Consider the following 16,212-nt stretch of genomic DNA (forward strand, 5'->3'; position numbering starts at 1 on the left):
GATCAGCAACAAGGGGGAAACAATTGGATCTGTCGCGCGAAATTGCCGCAAAAGTTGAACAAAGCTTTGCAAGTCAGGCCATGATGACGACCTTCGGCGCGAGGCTGACCCGTCTCGCACACGGCATGGTCGAAATCGAGGCCCCCATTCTCGAACAATGTACACAACAGCATGGGTTCGGCCACGCCGCCCTGACCTTTGGTCTGGGCGATTCGGCCGCCGGGTACGCTGCCCTTTCGGTGATGCCACCAGAGGCCGAAGTGCTGACCAGCGAGATGAAGATTCACCTGCTCTCTCCGGCCCAAGGCGATCTGTTGCGCGCCACCGGCAAGGTTGTCAAACCCGGGCGGCGGCTTGTGATTGTTCAGGCAGAGGTACATGCGATCTCCGGGGATCAGAGCACGCAGATTGCGCTTATGACGGGCACCATGGTTCCGGTTTTTCCAAAATAAAACAGGCGGATCCGTCGATCCGCCTGCCATATTTTAAACGCTCTGTCGCTGCTCTCAGGCCGTAAGACCTTCGGGTTCCGCCAGCCCGTTTGCCCGGCAGCAGGCCGTCACCGTGTTGGCCAGCAGACAGGCGATCGTCATCGGACCGACCCCACCGGGAACCGGCGTGATTGCCCCGGCCACGGCGGCGGCACTCTCGTAATGCACGTCGCCCACCAGCCGGGTCTTGCCCTCGCCTTTTTCCGGCGCGTCGATCCGGTTGATGCCGACGTCGATCACCGTTGCGCCGTCCTTGATCCAGTCGCCGGGCACCATTTCCGGACGCCCCACCGCGGCCACCACGATATCGGCGCGCCGCACCACGTCCGCCAGATCCTTGGTCCGCGAATGCGCGATCGTTACCGTACAGCTGTCGCCCAGCAAAAGCTGCGCCATCGGTTTGCCCACGATGTTCGAGCGTCCGATCACAACCGCATCCATGCCCGACAGGCTTCCATGATGATCCCGAAGCATCATCAGGCAACCCAGCGGTGTGCAGGGCACCATGCTTTTCTGCCCGGTGCCCAAGAGGCCAACATTGGAAATATGGAACCCGTCCACATCCTTCTCGGGGGCAATCGAATTGATCACGAGGTCTTCGTTGAGATGCCCCGGCAACGGCAATTGAACAAGGATACCATGGACTTGCGGATCATTGTTTAACTGATGAATGAGGTTGAGAAGATCCGCCTCCGCCGTATCCGCCGCCAGCTTGTGTTCAAAGCTGTTCATGCCCACTTCCACGGTCTGTTTGCCTTTCGAGCGCACATAGACCTGGCTCGCCGGGTCTTCGCCCACCAGCACCACGGCCAGCCCCGGCGTGATCCCGTTTTCTTCCTTGAGACGGGCCACATGCCCGGCCACCTTGTCGCGCACCTTGGCCGCAAAGGCCTTGCCGTCAATCACTTGCGCTGTCATCTCGATCTCCCGTTATACATCCGTCCGGGCATAGCTGTCCCGGTAATGGTCCATTTGCATCCGCGTCGCCAACACGGCGTTTTTCATCAAGGTTGCGACGGTCACGGGGCCAACCCCGCCCGGTACGGGCGTGATCCATCCGGCCACTTCGGCGCAACTGTCAAAATCCGCGTCCCCCACCGTGCGCGGCCCATCCGGCGTCTCGACGCGGTTGATGCCGATGTCGATCACCGCCGCGCCGGGCTTGATCATGTCCCCGGTCACAAGGCCCGGCTTGCCCACGGCAACAAAGACCGCGTCCGCCGCGCGCGAATGCATGGCGACCGATCGGGTCATGTGGTGGCACACCGTCACCGTCGCGCCCAACCCCATCATCAGGAAGGCTATCGGCTTACCCACGATTTCGGAATGGCCGATCACGGTGACGTTCAACCCCTCCATCTGCAAGGGCAGCGTTTTCAGGATCTCCACCGACGCCACCGCCGTACACGGGCCCAGCGCGAGGTCGTTATACACGATGTTGCCGATCGACGCGGGGTGCATGCCCTCGACATCCTTGAGCGGATGCACGGCCTTTTGCAGCGCCTTCACCGGGATATGCTCGGGCAACGGGCGCTGGATGATGATCCCGTTGACACGCGGATCATGGTTCAGCCCCTGCAGGATCCCGATCAACTGTTCCAGCGACGTCTCCGCCGGATAGCTGCGCGCCTCGAATTGCACCCCGGCGCTTTCCGCCTGTTTCTGCTGGTTGCGCACATAAAGTTCGGCCGCCGCCGTGTCCCCGACACTCACCGAAACCAGGCGGGGCGACCAGCCAAGCTCGCTCAGCTTCTGCGCCTCGGCCCTGACGTCTGATCGCAACTCCGCTGCAACCGCTTTTCCGTCAATCACAACTGCGCGCATGGTCCGCTCCGCTATTCGAAATCGATGCTCTGCGCTTCCCGCGCGATCGACCAGTCAATCAGTTTGCGCCACATCACCTCGACGATCTCGGGGTCCAGCCCCTCGTCCCCGGCTGTGGCTTTCACCTTGGCCACAACATCCTCGATGCGGGCCGGAATAGAGGCGGGCAGCCCCGCCTCTGTCTTGATCTCCACCGCGCGGTCGATATAGCCAGCCCGTCTTGCCAGCAACCGGACCAACTCTCGGTCCAGCGTGTCTATCTGTGCGCGCAGCGTGGGCATATCGGGGCATTCGGCAGGGTCAAGCATCGCATTCCACTCGGAAATTTCTGCGCATGCCCTACCCTGCCTTTTGCCAAACCGCAACGCAGATCAGAACAGACCTTCGACCAGGCCTTCCTCGTTGATGCGGATGTTTTCCGCCGCCGGGGTGCGGGGCAGACCCGGCATGGTCATGATCTCACCACAGATCACCACCACGAACCCGGCCCCCGCGCTCAACCGCACTTCGCGGATCGGAACGGAATGGCCCGTGGGCGCACCGCGCAGGTTCGGATCGGTCGAGAACGAGTACTGCGTCTTGGCCATACAGACCGGCAGATGCCCGTATCCCGCCTCTTCCCACTGGCGCAGCTGGTCGCGGATTTTCTTGTCCGCCAGCACCTCGTCGGCGCGGTAGATGGCCGTGGCGACGCGCTCGATCTTGTCGAACAGGGACATGTCGTCATTATAAAGTGGTGCGAACTGGCTGATCCCGGCATCGGCGATCTCGGCCACGCGGGTGGCAAGCTCTTTGGTGCCTTCCGACCCCTTTTCCCAGTGCTGGCACAGGATCGCTTCGGCGCCCTGGCTGGCGACGTAATCCTTGACGGCCTGCACCTCGGCGTCGGTGTCGGTGACAAAGTGGTTGATCGCCACCACGACCGGGACGCCGAACTGCTTGAGGTTGCCGATGTGACGACCCAGGTTGGCGCAGCCGTCGTTCACCGCGGCCACGTTCTCCGGGCCCAGATCGGCCTTGGCCACGCCGCCGTTCATCTTCATCGCGCGGATCGTCGCCACCAGCACCACGCAATCGGGCGCGAGTCCCGCCTTGCGGCACTTGATGTTCATGAACTTCTCGGCACCAAGGTCGGCCCCGAATCCGGCTTCCGTCACCACGTAATCCGCGATTTTCAAAGCGGTGGAGGTCGCAATCACCGAGTTACAGCCATGCGCGATGTTGGCGAACGGGCCGCCATGCACGAAGGCCGGGTTGTTTTCCAGCGTCTGCACAAGGTTGGGCTGCATCGCATCGCGCAGCAACACGGTCATCGCGCCATCCGCCTTGATGTCGCGGGCATAGATCGGGGTGCGGTCGCGGCGATAGGCCACGATCATGTCGCCCAGACGCTTCTGCAGGTCGGCAAGGTCGGTCGCAAGGCATAGGATCGCCATGACTTCCGAGGCCACGGTGATGTCGAACCCGGTCTGGCGGGCAAAACCGTTGGCCACGCCGCCAAGGCCGACAACCGTGTCCCGCAGGGCCCGGTCGTTCATGTCCATGACACGGCGCCAGGTGATCCGGCGCTCGTCGATCTCAAGCTCGTTGCCCCAGTAGATGTGGTTGTCGATCATCGCGGTCAGCAGGTTATGCGCCGCCGTGATCGCGTGGAAATCGCCAGTGAAATGCAGGTTCATTTCTTCCATCGGCACGATCTGGGCATAACCGCCCCCGGCGGCCCCGCCCTTCATGCCAAAGTTCGGCCCCAAAGAGGCTTCGCGGATGCAGATCGCCGCTTTCTTGCCGATCGCGCACAGACCGTCGCCAAGGCCGACGGTGGTGGTGGTCTTGCCTTCGCCCGCAGGGGTCGGGTTGATCGCGGTCACAAGGATCAGCTTGCCGTTCTTGTTGCCCTGAACCGAGTTGATGAACTCCTGGCTCACCTTGGCCTTGTCATGGCCATACGGCAGCAGGTCGTCGCTGCTGATTCCCAGCTTGGCACCGATCTCCTGAATCGGGCGTTTCTTTGCCTCGCGGGCAATTTCGATGTCAGTCTTGAAGCTCATGGCGGTCCCTATCGCAGACTTGTTGGTCGTTCTGACCAAAACCATAGCGACACGCCAAGCCGACTCAGGCAGCATTTCCGACATTTCCCACGCCCGTTGCGGCGACAGAACGGGCACAGGTTTCTTTTTGGAAACGATTGCCCCCCTTGGGCGGCAAATGGCTCAGTCCGCGCGGGCGGCCTCGAACTGGCTCCAGACGGGCTGATCCGGGATGTGCAGGCGCAGTATGTCGCCCACCCGGAACCCCCCTTCCCGCTCGACCCAGGCCGTCACACCGCGCCGGCCCACAGCCGCGCTCTTGAACGCCTTGCCATGGCCGGGATGGGCAGCCTCGATCACCCGACCGGGCAGAACGCAGGGGCGGTTTTCCATGTCGACCACGATGGTTGTGCCATTGTCACCTTGCAAACGCGACGACGGCGGCACGTGGCTGAAATCGGGAATGCCCCGCACCACCATGCTCGCGCCCAGCATGCCCGGGTCCAGTGTGTCCAGCCCGATTTCCGCAGCGATCACGTCCAGCTCTTCCTGCGATACCACCGAAAGCTGGCGCACATTGGCAATCTCGGTGTGGCGCGGATGCTGCGACAACACCCGACTACAGGATTCGCGCGTGATCCCGGCGTGGAACTCGCCCACCGGGCCGCCGAAATCCACCGACATCTCCGTGATCGGCACCGCGCTCAGGTCCTCGACCGAATTCGCCACCCGGCCCAGCCAGACGATTTCTCCGTAGAATTCCGAGGGTTTCAAAGCAGGCATGACAGGCTCCGGGTCAGTCACGCGCCAGATGCGCGCAAGGTAAAGAACAGGCGGCGAAACGCGAACAGGACCGACCCGTCCGCGCGCAGCGGATACGCCTGTGCCATAGCCGCTTCATAGGCCGCGATCAACGCCTGCATCTCCTCGGCATCCACCGCTTCAAGATAGGGGCGCGCAAAGGTGCTTTCGGTAAAGAGCCGCACCGGATGGGCGCCTTCGGCGGCGGGCAGATGCTGCAGGTAATGCGTCTCCCAGACCTGCACCGCCCCCAGCGGCGCCAACAGGTCGAAATAGGCCTCCGGGTTCAGGATCTGCGGCCCCCGCGCCACCGCCCGATCCCCGAACAGCGCGCCAAACGACGTGCCCCAGCCCCGATGAGACGGCGCGGCATTCTGAAACGGCATCTGCACCGCCAACACGCCGCCTTGCGCCAGCATCCCGGCAAGGCGTGGCAGCAGCGTGTCGTGATCGCCCAGCCATTGCAGCGCCGCGTTGGAATAGATCAGCGCCGCAGGTCGCTCCGGCGCCCATCCGGCGATATCGGCCTCGATCAGCCTGTCATAAACCGCCCGCTCTTCGGCCCGCTCCAGCATCGCCGGGGAATTGTCCACCCCGACCAGCGCCCGCGCCCCAAACCGCGCCCGCAGCGCTGCCCCCACCGGGCCATTGCCACAGCCAAGGTCGAACACGTCGCCCTCCGGCAACGGCCCGACCCGCGCCAGAAGATCCAACGCCGGCTGAAGCCGCTGATCCGCGAAGGTCTCGTATTTTCCGGGGTTCCAGTCATTCATGTCGCGCCACCCTTTCATTCTGTGAAAGTGCCCGTCGGCCAAAGTAAAAGGCCGGGGTCTCCCCCGGCCTGTTCAAACCTTTATGCTGTCGGTTCCGGCTCCATCCCGCCATCGCCGCTGGGCTTGTTGCGCGGCTTGGTTTTCGGGATCGCAGTCACGCTCGGGGCGCTGCCCTCGTCCGGAGTGTCATCATCATCCCCGGCATGCGGCGGTTCGCCATTCATCACCCGCTTGATCTCGTCCCCTGTCAGGGTCTCGTATTCCAGCAGCCCCTTGGCAAGACGCTCCCATTCCTCGTGCTTGTCCTTGAGGATTTCCAGAGCGCGGTCATAACCCTGCTGGATAAAGCGCTTTACCTCTTCCTCGATCAGCTCCTTGGTATGGGCCGAAACCGAGAACCCGGCGGTGTTGCCGCTATAGCCCTCATGGGCTTCGGCATAGTCGATGTTGCCGACCTTGTCCGACATGCCCCAGCGCATCACCATCGCGCGCGCCAGCTGGCTCGCCTGCATGATGTCACCGGCGGGGCCGTTCGACACGTGGTCTTCGCCGTACTTGATCACCTCGGCGGCCTTGCCCGCCATGGTCATGGCAAGCTTTTCCTCGCATTCATCCCGGTGATAGTTCAGCCGATCCATCTCGGGCAGCGACACAACCATGCCCAGCGCACCACCGCGCGGGATGATCGTCGCCTTGTAGACAGGATCGCACAGCGGCAGCGACAGCCCGACAACCGCGTGGCCGGCCTCGTGATAGGCGGTCTTTTCCTTCTGGTCCTGCGTGAGCACCATCGAGCGGCGCTCGGAGCCCATCATCACCTTGTCCTTGGCGTTCTCGAAATCTTCCATGGTCACGAACCGCCGCCCCACGCGGGCCGCCATCAAAGCGGCCTCGTTCACGAGGTTGGCAAGGTCCGCACCCGAGAAACCGGGGGTGCCGCGCGCAATGATACGCAGGTCCACATCCGGCCCCAGCGGGGTCTTGCGGGCATGCACGCCCAGAATTTTTTCGCGGCCCTTGATGTCGGGGTTGCCCACCGTGACCTGACGGTCAAATCGGCCCGGACGCAGCAATGCGGGGTCCAGAACGTCTTTCCGGTTGGTCGCGGCCAAAATGATCACGCCTTCATTGGCCTCGAACCCGTCCATCTCGACCAGAAGCTGGTTGAGAGTCTGTTCGCGTTCGTCGTTACCGCCGCCATAGCCTGCGCCACGATGGCGGCCCACGGCGTCGATCTCGTCAATAAAGACGATACAGGGCGCATTCTTCTTGGCCTGCTCGAACATGTCGCGCACGCGAGAGGCACCCACACCGACGAACATTTCCACAAAGTCCGAGCCCGAGATGGTAAAGAACGGCACACCCGCCTCGCCCGCAATCGCGCGCGCCAAAAGCGTCTTACCGGTGCCCGGAGGGCCCACCAGCAGCGCGCCCTTGGGGATCTTGCCGCCAAGGCGCGAGAATTTCTGCGGGTTGCGCAGGAATTCGACGATCTCCTCAAGCTCTTCCTTGGCCTCGTCGATGCCCGCCACGTCGTCAAAGGTCACACGGCCATGTTTCTCGGTCAGCATCTTGGCCTTGGACTTGCCAAAGCCCATCGCGCCGCCCTTGCCGCCGCCCTGCATGCGGTTCATGAAATAGATCCACACCCCGATCAACAGAAGGAACGGCAACAGCGAAATCAGGAACGCCTGAAACCCGCTCTGTTCCTGGCTTTCGGCCCGCACCGGAATGTTGTTTTCGATCAAAAGCGTGGTGACCTCGGCGTCCGTCGGCTTGATCGCCACATAATTCGACCCGTCCTTGGTGGTATAGCGCACTTTTTCGCCATCCAAGGTCACGCTCGACACCTGATCGCCATCCACGGCCGCGACAAAGTCGGAATAGCTGTTCTCACGGCTCTGCAACGACGCGCTGTCGCCGCTAAACAGGTTGAACAGGGCCAGAATCAATAGAAAAAGAACGACCCAGAATGCAATATTGCGTGCGTTGCCCAAGGCAAATCTCCCAAGGTTAGACCGACGCCGTGCCTAACACAGCGCGCGTCACAGTTAAATAGACATCACACGACCATGTTCAATGCGATAATTGCCATCCGGCGGGGCGAGATCAGAAGAAATCCGCCCGTTTGCCCGTGATCCGGGCGGACCAGCCCTCTGCCCGTCCCGCCAGAGGCGCCGCCACAAGCCGCGCGCCCTGCCAGATCGCCGGGCTTGCCAGCACCGAAACACGCGGGCGCCCGGTGGCCCGCCAGTCCGGGCACTCTGCAATGCCCGCCTCGCCCAGCGCGGCAATTTCAAGCCCCGCCTGCCCCGGTCCATCCAGACGCCACCGCCCGTCCCACGCGGCAGTTATATCACATCGAACGCCGGCCACCGCCGCCCATTCGCGCGTGATACGCAGGCATCCGCCTTTGCGGATCACAAGACAGCCATGTAGGGCCGTTGTCGTCTCTGCCGCCAACGCGGCCTGCAGCGCATCAAAACGCGGTTTGTAAACCTGTCCCGACACCCAGTTCAGCGCCCGCGCGACGACCCGCGTGCGCAATTCCTCGGGGGCCGCATCGAACGCCGCCAGCGCAATCACCACATCCCCGGCATCAAAGGTCACTGCCTCCGCCACCAACTGCCGCTCGGCATAGTCCAGCGCCGCCCGTGCACGCGCCATATGCGCCGCCGTGCGGGTCAGCCGTTCCACGCTCACTCCCAAGGGGGCCAGCAGCTCAAGCGCCTGCCGCGCCTTGATCCGGTCATAGGCCGGGTCGTCGTTGCTCGGATCATCCGCCCAGACCAGCCCCGCCTGCCGCAGATGGTCACGCAATTCTGCGCGCCGCACATCCAGCAAGGGCCGAAGCCAGACAATCCCGTCCCGCGCCAGAACCGGCGCCATCGCCGCCAGCCCGTCCACGCCCGACCCGCGCCCCAGCCGCATCAGCACCGTTTCCGCCTGATCATCCGCCGTATGACCCAGCGCCACGTGCCCGATCCCGCGCCGCTTTGCCCAATCGCTGATCAGAGCCCGTCGCCCGTCCCGCGCCGCCGCCTGCACGCTACCGCGCCCGTCCCAGCCCCAGGCCAGCACCTCATGGGCAATCCCGAACCGGGCGCAATACTCCGCAACGAGCGCAATCTCCTCCGCCGCCTCTTCGCGCAATCCGTGGTTCACGCTCACCACGGCAAGCTCCCAGCCCGCCACGCGCAACAGGTCCAGCAACGCCATGCTGTCGCCGCCGCCCGATACCGCGACCCCGATCCGGGACCGCTCATTTTCCGGAAAAACCCCGGCCAGCCCTTCCGCCAACCGGTCCTGCAGCGTTACGGGCACTGCAACCGGGCCATCTCGGCCTGTGCCTTGGGCACTTCTCCCGATCCGGGATAACGCACCCTGACCTCGTTCAAAGTCACGCAGGCTTCGTTGATCTGATCCAACTGGCCCAGCGAGCGCCCCAGATGATAGAGCGCCTCTGCCGCGACATCGCCCTGCGGCGCCCCGCTATAGGCTTCAAGGAAAGCGCGCGCTGCGCGGGTGTTTTCGCCCAGCCCCTCATGCGCCTGCCCCCGGCGCAGATGCGCCTCGGCTTCCAGCGGGCTGCCGGGATAGGTGTCGACAAAGGCGGTGAACTGATCCACCGCCGCGCGGTAATCGCCGTTTTCCAGCGCCAGCTTGGCGCGCCCGAAATCCGTGCTCTCGCCCACGGCCAGCTCCGTCGCCGTGCCATCGCCGGACCCGCTGTCGTTGGTCCCACTGCCAAAGCTCGGCGCCGTTCCGGTATCCCCGCCAAGCGTCGAGGTCTCGCCCAGCGTGCTCACGTCTCCGCCTTCCAGCTCGACCAGCCGGAATTCGAGATCCCCGATCCGGTTGGTCCCGTCTTCCACGATGCGCTGCACCCGGTATTCAAGCTGTTCGGTCTTGCCGGTCAGATCCTGAAGCCGCGCCTCGATCGAATCCAGCCGCTCCAACGCCGATCCGCTCACCGTCGCCGTGCCCGGCGACCCGGTCGTCGACAACTCGCGCTTGAGCCGCTGGATATCGACATAAAGCACGCTCAGCTGCTGGCGGATATCCGCCAAAGTCTCGTCCCGCGACTGGCTCAGCCCCGCCACCGGCACCATCGCCACGGCCACGGCAAGAACGCTTGCAAATACCTGCCCCCGCATGATCCCTTACCCCGTCAGCCCAGCGGCCAGCACCGTCACCGCGCGGCGGTTCTGGGCGTAACAGCTTTCCTCGGAACAGATTTCGATCGGGCGTTCCTTGCCATAGCTCACCGTGCGCAGCCGGTTGCCCGCAACGCCCTGCGCCACCATCAGCTCGCGCACCGCGCTGGCGCGCCGCGCACCCAGCGCAAGGTTGTATTCGCGCGTGCCCTGCTCATCGGCGTGACCTTCGATCACCGCCGTGTATTCCGGGTTTGCCATCAACCAGTTGGCCTGCGACAGCACCGTCAGCCGCCCCTGCTCGGAAAGCGTCGACTGGTCCACCTCGAACAGCACCCGGTCGCCCACGACCTGCTGGAAATGCGCAATAGACGTGGGATCGTCCACGCTGCCCGCCTCTGCGGTCGCGCCACTGTTGCCGCTGTTGTACTGATCCTCGCCGCCGAACATGTCGTTGTTCGAACAGGCCGCCAATGTCAGGCCCATGGCCACAAGGGCCGCCTTGTTGAAAATGCTCATAAGATTATGCCTCGCCTCGTTTCCCTTGGTCTTTGGCGATGTCTTATCACATCGCCCCTGCCTTTGAAATATTACCGCTACTGGAGCGGGGACCAGCTCGGATCCGATCCCCCGCCGTTGAGTTTTACGGGCTTCAGGTTGCGCCCCGAAACATCCACCGAATAAAGCGCCGCAACGCCCCCGGCGCCGCGCGTTTCGCGGGTGAACATGATCACCCGCCCGTTGGGCGCCCATGTCGGCCCCTCATCCAGGAACGACGCGGTGAGCAGACGCTCTTCGCTGCCATCCGTGCGCATCACCCCGATATGGAACCGGCCCTTGTTCTGCTTGGTGAAAGCAATGAGATCGCCGCGCGGCGACCAGACCGGCGTGCCATAGCGCCCCTGCCCGAAACTGATCCGCGTCGCTTCGCCGCCATTGGCGCTCATCACGTAAAGCTGCTGCGTGCCCGAGCGGTCGCTTTCGAACACGATCTTGCTCCCGTCCGGGCTATAGCTCGGCGCGGTTTCAATCGACGGGCTGTTGGTGAGCCGCTGCCGTTTGCCGCTGGCGATATCCATCTTGTAAAGGTCGGTATTGCCGCCTTCGGTCACGGACATCACCACGCTTTTGCCATCGGGCGAAAAGCGCGGCGCAAAGCTCATCGTGCCGCTGTCATTGGACAGCACCTTCTGGCGCACCGACCCCACATCCATCACGTAGACCTGCGGAAACCCGGTTTCATAGCTCGTGTAAAGCACCCGGTCGCCTTTGGGCGAAAAGCGCGGCGCCAGAACAATCGCGCTGCTGTCGGTCAGGTATTGCAGGTTGGCCCCGTCGTAATCCATGACCGCCAGCCGCTTCTTGCGGTCATTCTTCGGCCCGGTCTCGCTCACGAACACCACGCGGCTGTCGAAGTAGCCGCCCTCGCCGGTGATCCGGCTATAGACCGCATCCGCCACCTTGTGCGCCATGCGCCGCCAGCCATCCGTCGTTCCCTTGAAGCGCAGCCCGTTGCCAAGTTCCTGCCCCGCGAACACGTCCCAGACCCGGAATTTCACCTCAAGCTGGTAGCCGCTCACGCTCACGCCGCCCGTGATCAGGGCCTGCGCGTTGATCGCCTTCCAGTCAGCAAACTGAACCGGGCTGCCAAAATGGGTGATCGTGGAAATATGCGCCTTGGCCGGGATTTCCCGGAACAATCCGGTGCCGCTCAGGTCCTCGGCGATCACCCTGCTGATATCCTTGGAAATCTGGTTCGAACCGGGCGTTTCGGCCACGAAATCGGGCACCGCATAAGGCAAAGGTTCAATCACGCCCTCGGTGATCTCGATCCGAAGCGGTCCGTTCTGGGCCTCGGCCACAGGGGCCACCGGGCCAAGCATCAACAGCCCAAACAGAAGGCTTACGAAGAATCTGGTCATTTGCGCCTCATTTTCTCCGGATTAAAAGTAATTTCGACGTCGCGCCAATGGTCATATTTTTCCGTCGGCAGATCATAGCCGTTTTTCTGGCACCGCAAAACCGCGCGCCGCGCCGACTGGAACGCGGTGCGTGTCGCCGCCTCGTCGCCCCCCGTGGCGCTGATCAGGCGGATGTCGCCCGTCACCTTGCCGTTCTGGTCAAGCGAGAAGCCCACCGTCACCGTGACATCCGCCGCGCGCGAACCCACGTCCACGACCCAGCAGTCCTGCACCGCCACGCGCAGCCCGTCCTTTTCGCCCTGCGTAAGTGGCGGCCCCGAGGGCGCGCGCGCCGCCGGAGCGGTTTCGCTCTCGGCCTCGGCCAAAGCGGCCGCAACAGCGGCATCCGTGCCCTGTCCGGGATCGGGGCGCGCCGCGGGGCGCGTGCGGGGCCGCAGGGACCGGCTCGGTGCCGCGCTGGCCTGTTCGGCTTCCTTGGGTTCGGTCACGATTTCGGTTGTCGCCGCCTCGGGGGCGGTTTCCTCTTTCGGCTCCTCGGCGACCTGGCCGCTTTCGTCGGGCTTGGTAGCTTCCTGCAACTCGTCCGCGATGGTCGTGTCCGGTTTGGGCTGGGCGACCGGCTCGGGCGCGACGCGCGGCGCGGGACGCGGCACGGGCCGTACCGAGCGTTCCGGCACAACCACCACCGTCTCCACCTCGGGCGTTTCCAGCACCGGCGCCTCATCCGTCACATCCTGCGGTTCGGGCGGGGCGATCTCGCTCAGGTCGGGCGCGCCATCCGGCACCCCGGCCTCGGCCTCGCGCGGGGCGGGCACATCCACGGGCGCGTCCGGCACCGAAGTCATGTCGGGTGTCTCCACGTCGGCCTCGGGAATGACCGGCACGGCCACCTCCGTCTCCGGGCTGGGCGCCTCCTGTGCGCGCATCACCGCGTCAAATTCTTCGGTCGTGATCACCGACACGCCTGTCACCTCCATGGGCGGCGGCTCCGAACGGAATGCCCCGCCCAGAAGGACCCACCCGATCAGCCCGGCATGCGCCGCGCCCGATATGTAATGCCCGACATGCACCGTGCGCGCCTCAGTTCTCAGGACCGCCCAGCGACGGCCCCCCGATATCCGTCACCAGACCGATATCGCTGAACCCGCCCGCATTGAGCGCGCCCATCACCTGCACCACCGCTTCATAGGGAATCTTCCCGTCCGCGCGCAGATACACCCGATCCGACGCCCGTTCTTCCGCAATGGCGCGCAGCTTGGGCACCAACTCCTCGGGCGACACCCGCGTGGTCTGGATCGTGATGCTCAGATCCTCGGCAATCGTCACCGTGAGCGGTTCTTCCTGCTCTCCGGGCAGCGGATTGGCTGCCGTCTTGGGCAGCTCCACCGGAACCCCCACCGTCAAAAGCGGTGCGGCCACCATGAAGATGATCAGCAACACCAGCATGACGTCGACAAAGGGCGTGACGTTGATCTCGGACATCGGCGCACTGCGCCGCCGCGTGCGCCGCCGCCGCTTGCCGCCCCCGCCGCCCGGTTGCATGACCCCCGCGCCCATGGCTCAGGCGTCCAACTGGCGGCTGAGGATGGTGGCGAACTCGTCGGCAAAAGCTTCGTATCCGGCAATGATCCGGTCACTGTCGGAACTCAGCTTGTTGTAGAAAATCACCGCCGGAATGGCCGCAAGCAGCCCCAGCCCCGTCGCCAGAAGCGCCTCGGCAATGCCGGGCGCGACCACGGCCAAATTGGTGTTCTGCTGTGCCGCGATCTCGATGAATGCGTTCATGATGCCCCAAACGGTGCCGAACAGCCCGACAAACGGCGCGGTCGACCCCACCGTGGCAAGGACCGGCAATCCTTTTTGCAGCACTTCGGCCTCTTTCACGATCGCCACGTCCATGCTCCGGTCGATCCGGCTTGTCGCATTGGCAATCAGCCCCCCGTCCTGCCGGTGGCTGCGCTGCCACTCCACCATGCCGGCGGCAAAGATCCGCTCCGAACGCCCCCGCGGCTCCGGCCCCAGCTCTTCGAAAAGCTGGTCCAGCGGCTCCCCGGACCAGAATGCCCGGTCAAACCGCTTCGCCTCGCGCCGCGCAGCGCGGTAAAGGATGGTTTTCTGGATGATCACCGACCACGACCAGAAAGACGCCGCGATCAACAGCACCATTACCAGTTTCACGGTCAGCGTTGCGCGCGCGAAAAGCGCCCACATGGAAAAGTCGACTGCTGCTTCCATTCTGCCTGCTCTATATTATTGCGGTCCCGTTATCGGGCCTTGTTTTGCAGCAAAACTAGCGCAGTTAAACGGGGAAAGCCATCAAATTGACGTCAGACGCGGAAAACCGCGCATGGCTTTACTCGCCGTGCATCAAGCACGCGCAACCCCGCGCTCTCAATGCATTAACTGACACACGCCCCCGGTTTCCGATCAATTCGCGGTTTTTCCTCTTAAGGCCGCGCAATGGAGCCAATAAGCGATTTCATTCAGGCAATCCCGCTTTTAGCAACGCCTCGATATCTGCTTTCCCGCCGTTCTTGGCGCTGTAAAGCTGCGTCTTGGCCCACTCACGCACGGTAAAATTCGGGCGATACCTCAGCAAAAGCGCCGCGTGTTCGCGCGCCGCCGCCTCGTTTCCGATCTTCATGTAAATGATGACAAGGTCGATCAATCCGAACCCCTCGACCTTTGCGCCATACTTGCGAAACGCCGATATGGCCTCATCGTACCGCCCCACCGACCGCAGGGCAAAACCGTAAACCCCAAGGTAATACGGCGGATGCTTCGGGCACAGCCGCATCGCCCTTTCGGCGGTTCGGACGGCCTGGGCCTCTTCACCGTTGAAGATCTGCGACAGAGCCAGCCGTATCGTGACCTCGGCATGGCTGGGGTTTATCTCCAGTGCGCGTTGAAAGTGGTCTTGCGCACTCGTATTCATGCCTTCGATATTGTCGGCAAACCCCAGCACGCCATGGGCTTCGGCGCTCCTGTCATCAATACTGAGCGCCTGTTCCGCCCATTCCCGCATCAAAGTCAGCGAATGCGCCCGTGACGGGCTGAACCCGTGTCGCGCATCAAGTCCATGCGTCAGGGCCAGCGTGGTCATCGCAGACGCGTAGCCGGGATCTATACTCAGGGCCTTTTCCGCCATGATCCGCGCTGCCGCACTGGTCTCACGCGTGATGCTTCGCATTGCTTCATTTGCCCGAACCTGCAACTCCCATGCTCGCAGATCCCGAGTCCCCGAACCCCGCTCGAAAGCCATCTCGCCTTCCAGGATTTCCCCGTGAAGCGCCTTGGCAATACTAAGTGAAATGTCATCCTGCAGGTCAAAGATATCTTCGAGTTCCCGGTCATACCGGTCCGTCCAGATATGCTGCCGACTTGTCGCATCGATCAACTGAGTGCTGATGCGCACCCGGTTTCCGACCTCGCGAATGCTACCTTCAAGAATATGGCTTGCCCCGAGTTCCATGCCAATTCGTCGAATGTCGACATCGCGCGCTGCATAAGCCGCCGAGGAATGGCGTGAGACGACACGCAGACCGGGGACCTTGGACAAGGTCGTGATAATCTCTTCAGAGAGCCCCTCGGCAAGAAAAGACTGCCCCACGGCCCCAAGGGTTTCAAACTCAAGCACGGCAACTACCGGCTTGTCCTGAAGGGGATTTTCGACGCGCTGCTCCGCCCTGTCGGAAAGCCACCCGTACACCGTGACCGGCTTGGCGATATTCTTGAGGTTCATGGGACCGAGGTTAACGAAATCGGCCTCGACCCTACCCTCGACATGCTCGAACACCGATTGCGAAATACACAGCCCGCCCGGCTCCGCGATGGCTTCCAGCCTCGCCGCGACATTCACGCCTTCGCCAAAAAGGTTGTTCACCTCCCGGATCACGTCCCCAAGGTTGATACCACAGCGAAACAGGAACTCCGGGTCTTGCGAAGGCGTCCTGTCCGGGTCCGACATTTGCGTCTGGATCGCCAAGGCGCAGCGCACGGCCTGAACCGGGCTGTCGAACTCGGCGATGACGCTGTCCCCCGCGCTTCCGAAAATCCGGCCGCCACGTTCGCTGATGTGATGGTCCACCATGCCGCGGCATGCGCTCAGGTTGGCGAGTGTTGCCTCTTCATCCCGGTGCATCAGCCGCGCGTATCCCACAACGTCCAGCGCGAGGATTGTCACAAGACGGCGTTCCATTTCGTGGCTCCTCTTCAGG

Annotated in this window: 16 protein-coding genes; 1 reads left to right on the forward strand and 15 read right to left on the reverse strand. The window is 63.3% G+C overall.

Translation table 11 applies throughout. From position 1 onward, the window contains the following. The first annotated feature begins 29 nt into the window (after positions 1–29). Positions 30–452 (forward strand): PaaI family thioesterase, encoded by a 423-nt coding sequence (locus ACS3QZ_RS07735; protein ID WP_456039319.1) that lies wholly within the window; start codon positions 30–32, stop codon positions 450–452. Positions 453–506: 54 nt separating this feature from the next. Here ACS3QZ_RS07735 and folD read toward each other — a convergent pair whose 3' ends face one another. The 15 genes from folD to ACS3QZ_RS07810 form a co-directional block, all read right to left on the reverse strand. Continuing rightward, complete coding sequence (folD, locus tag ACS3QZ_RS07740; RefSeq protein WP_456037315.1) at positions 507–1,409, reverse strand: bifunctional methylenetetrahydrofolate dehydrogenase/methenyltetrahydrofolate cyclohydrolase FolD; 903 nt, start codon at positions 1,407–1,409, stop codon at positions 507–509. Positions 1,410–1,421: 12 nt separating this feature from the next. Beyond that, entirely contained in the window at positions 1,422–2,315 is an 894-nt protein-coding gene (locus ACS3QZ_RS07745) for a bifunctional 5,10-methylenetetrahydrofolate dehydrogenase/5,10-methenyltetrahydrofolate cyclohydrolase (RefSeq protein ID WP_093089995.1), read from the reverse strand. A gap of 11 nt (positions 2,316–2,326) precedes the next feature. Continuing rightward, positions 2,327–2,623 (reverse strand): chorismate mutase, encoded by a 297-nt coding sequence (locus ACS3QZ_RS07750; protein WP_456037316.1) that lies wholly within the window; start codon positions 2,621–2,623, stop codon positions 2,327–2,329. Positions 2,624–2,686: 63 nt separating this feature from the next. Continuing rightward, on the reverse strand, positions 2,687–4,363 hold the full coding sequence (locus ACS3QZ_RS07755; RefSeq protein WP_456037317.1) for a formate--tetrahydrofolate ligase: 1,677 nt from the start codon (positions 4,361–4,363) through the stop codon (positions 2,687–2,689). A 162-nt stretch (positions 4,364–4,525) separates the two neighbouring features. Then, positions 4,526–5,125 (reverse strand): MOSC domain-containing protein, encoded by a 600-nt coding sequence (locus ACS3QZ_RS07760; RefSeq protein WP_456037318.1) that lies wholly within the window; start codon positions 5,123–5,125, stop codon positions 4,526–4,528. Positions 5,126–5,142: 17 nt separating this feature from the next. Next, positions 5,143–5,916 (reverse strand): methyltransferase domain-containing protein, encoded by a 774-nt coding sequence (locus ACS3QZ_RS07765; protein WP_456037319.1) that lies wholly within the window; start codon positions 5,914–5,916, stop codon positions 5,143–5,145. Positions 5,917–5,996: 80 nt separating this feature from the next. Next, complete coding sequence (gene ftsH / locus ACS3QZ_RS07770; protein ID WP_456037320.1) at positions 5,997–7,913, reverse strand: ATP-dependent zinc metalloprotease FtsH; 1,917 nt, start codon at positions 7,911–7,913, stop codon at positions 5,997–5,999. Positions 7,914–8,025: 112 nt separating this feature from the next. Beyond that, positions 8,026–9,240, reverse strand: a complete 1,215-nt coding sequence (gene tilS / locus ACS3QZ_RS07775) for a tRNA lysidine(34) synthetase TilS (RefSeq protein WP_456037321.1) — start codon at positions 9,238–9,240, stop codon at positions 8,026–8,028. Next, the gene (gene ybgF, locus ACS3QZ_RS07780) at positions 9,231–10,073 is read right to left on the reverse strand and encodes a tol-pal system protein YbgF (RefSeq protein WP_456037322.1); all 843 of its coding nucleotides are present in this window, start codon (positions 10,071–10,073) and stop codon (positions 9,231–9,233) included. Before ybgF ends, tilS begins: the two co-directional genes overlap by 10 nt. A gap of 6 nt (positions 10,074–10,079) precedes the next feature. Then, positions 10,080–10,592 carry a peptidoglycan-associated lipoprotein Pal gene (gene pal / locus ACS3QZ_RS07785; RefSeq protein WP_093090002.1) on the reverse strand — a complete coding sequence of 171 codons (513 nt, stop codon included), beginning with the start codon at positions 10,590–10,592 and terminating at the stop codon, positions 10,080–10,082. A gap of 77 nt (positions 10,593–10,669) precedes the next feature. After that, positions 10,670–11,995 (reverse strand): Tol-Pal system beta propeller repeat protein TolB, encoded by a 1,326-nt coding sequence (tolB, locus tag ACS3QZ_RS07790; protein ID WP_456037323.1) that lies wholly within the window; start codon positions 11,993–11,995, stop codon positions 10,670–10,672. Next, a complete protein-coding gene (gene tolA, locus ACS3QZ_RS07795) occupies positions 11,992–13,065 on the reverse strand; it encodes a cell envelope integrity protein TolA (RefSeq protein ID WP_456037324.1) in 1,074 nt (357 codons plus the stop codon). Before tolA ends, tolB begins: the two co-directional genes overlap by 4 nt. Before the next feature lie 10 nt (positions 13,066–13,075). Further along, a complete protein-coding gene (tolR, locus tag ACS3QZ_RS07800) occupies positions 13,076–13,552 on the reverse strand; it encodes a protein TolR (RefSeq protein WP_456037326.1) in 477 nt (158 codons plus the stop codon). A gap of 3 nt (positions 13,553–13,555) precedes the next feature. Next, on the reverse strand, positions 13,556–14,230 hold the full coding sequence (tolQ, locus tag ACS3QZ_RS07805) for a protein TolQ (protein WP_093090006.1): 675 nt from the start codon (positions 14,228–14,230) through the stop codon (positions 13,556–13,558). 244 nt (positions 14,231–14,474) lie between these two features. Further along, positions 14,475–16,193, reverse strand: a complete 1,719-nt coding sequence (locus ACS3QZ_RS07810) for an adenylate/guanylate cyclase domain-containing protein (RefSeq protein ID WP_456037327.1) — start codon at positions 16,191–16,193, stop codon at positions 14,475–14,477. Positions 16,194–16,212 lie beyond the last annotated feature (19 nt).

The organism is Shimia sp. W99, assembly GCF_053851455.3.

Bases quoted from the DNA above. Each gene is read 5' to 3' on its own strand.
- tolQ (WP_093090006.1), bottom strand. From the start codon at position 14,230: ATGGAAGCAGCAGTCGACTTTTCCATGTGGGCGCTTTTCGCGCGCGCA.
- ACS3QZ_RS07760 (WP_456037318.1), bottom strand. From the start codon at position 5,125: ATGCCTGCTTTGAAACCCTCGGAATTCTACGGAGAAATCGTCTGGCTG.
- tolR (WP_456037326.1), bottom strand. From the start codon at position 13,552: ATGGGCGCGGGGGTCATGCAACCGGGCGGCGGGGGCGGCAAGCGGCGG.
- tolB (WP_456037323.1), bottom strand. From the start codon at position 11,995: ATGACCAGATTCTTCGTAAGCCTTCTGTTTGGGCTGTTGATGCTTGGC.
- ACS3QZ_RS07750 (WP_456037316.1), bottom strand. From the start codon at position 2,623: ATGCTTGACCCTGCCGAATGCCCCGATATGCCCACGCTGCGCGCACAG.
- pal (WP_093090002.1), bottom strand. From the start codon at position 10,592: ATGAGCATTTTCAACAAGGCGGCCCTTGTGGCCATGGGCCTGACATTG.
- ACS3QZ_RS07755 (WP_456037317.1), bottom strand. From the start codon at position 4,363: ATGAGCTTCAAGACTGACATCGAAATTGCCCGCGAGGCAAAGAAACGC.
- folD (WP_456037315.1), bottom strand. From the start codon at position 1,409: ATGACAGCGCAAGTGATTGACGGCAAGGCCTTTGCGGCCAAGGTGCGC.
- ybgF (WP_456037322.1), bottom strand. From the start codon at position 10,073: ATGCGGGGGCAGGTATTTGCAAGCGTTCTTGCCGTGGCCGTGGCGATG.
- ACS3QZ_RS07810 (WP_456037327.1), bottom strand. From the start codon at position 16,193: ATGGAACGCCGTCTTGTGACAATCCTCGCGCTGGACGTTGTGGGATAC.
- ACS3QZ_RS07765 (WP_456037319.1), bottom strand. From the start codon at position 5,916: ATGAATGACTGGAACCCCGGAAAATACGAGACCTTCGCGGATCAGCGG.
- ACS3QZ_RS07745 (WP_093089995.1), bottom strand. From the start codon at position 2,315: ATGCGCGCAGTTGTGATTGACGGAAAAGCGGTTGCAGCGGAGTTGCGA.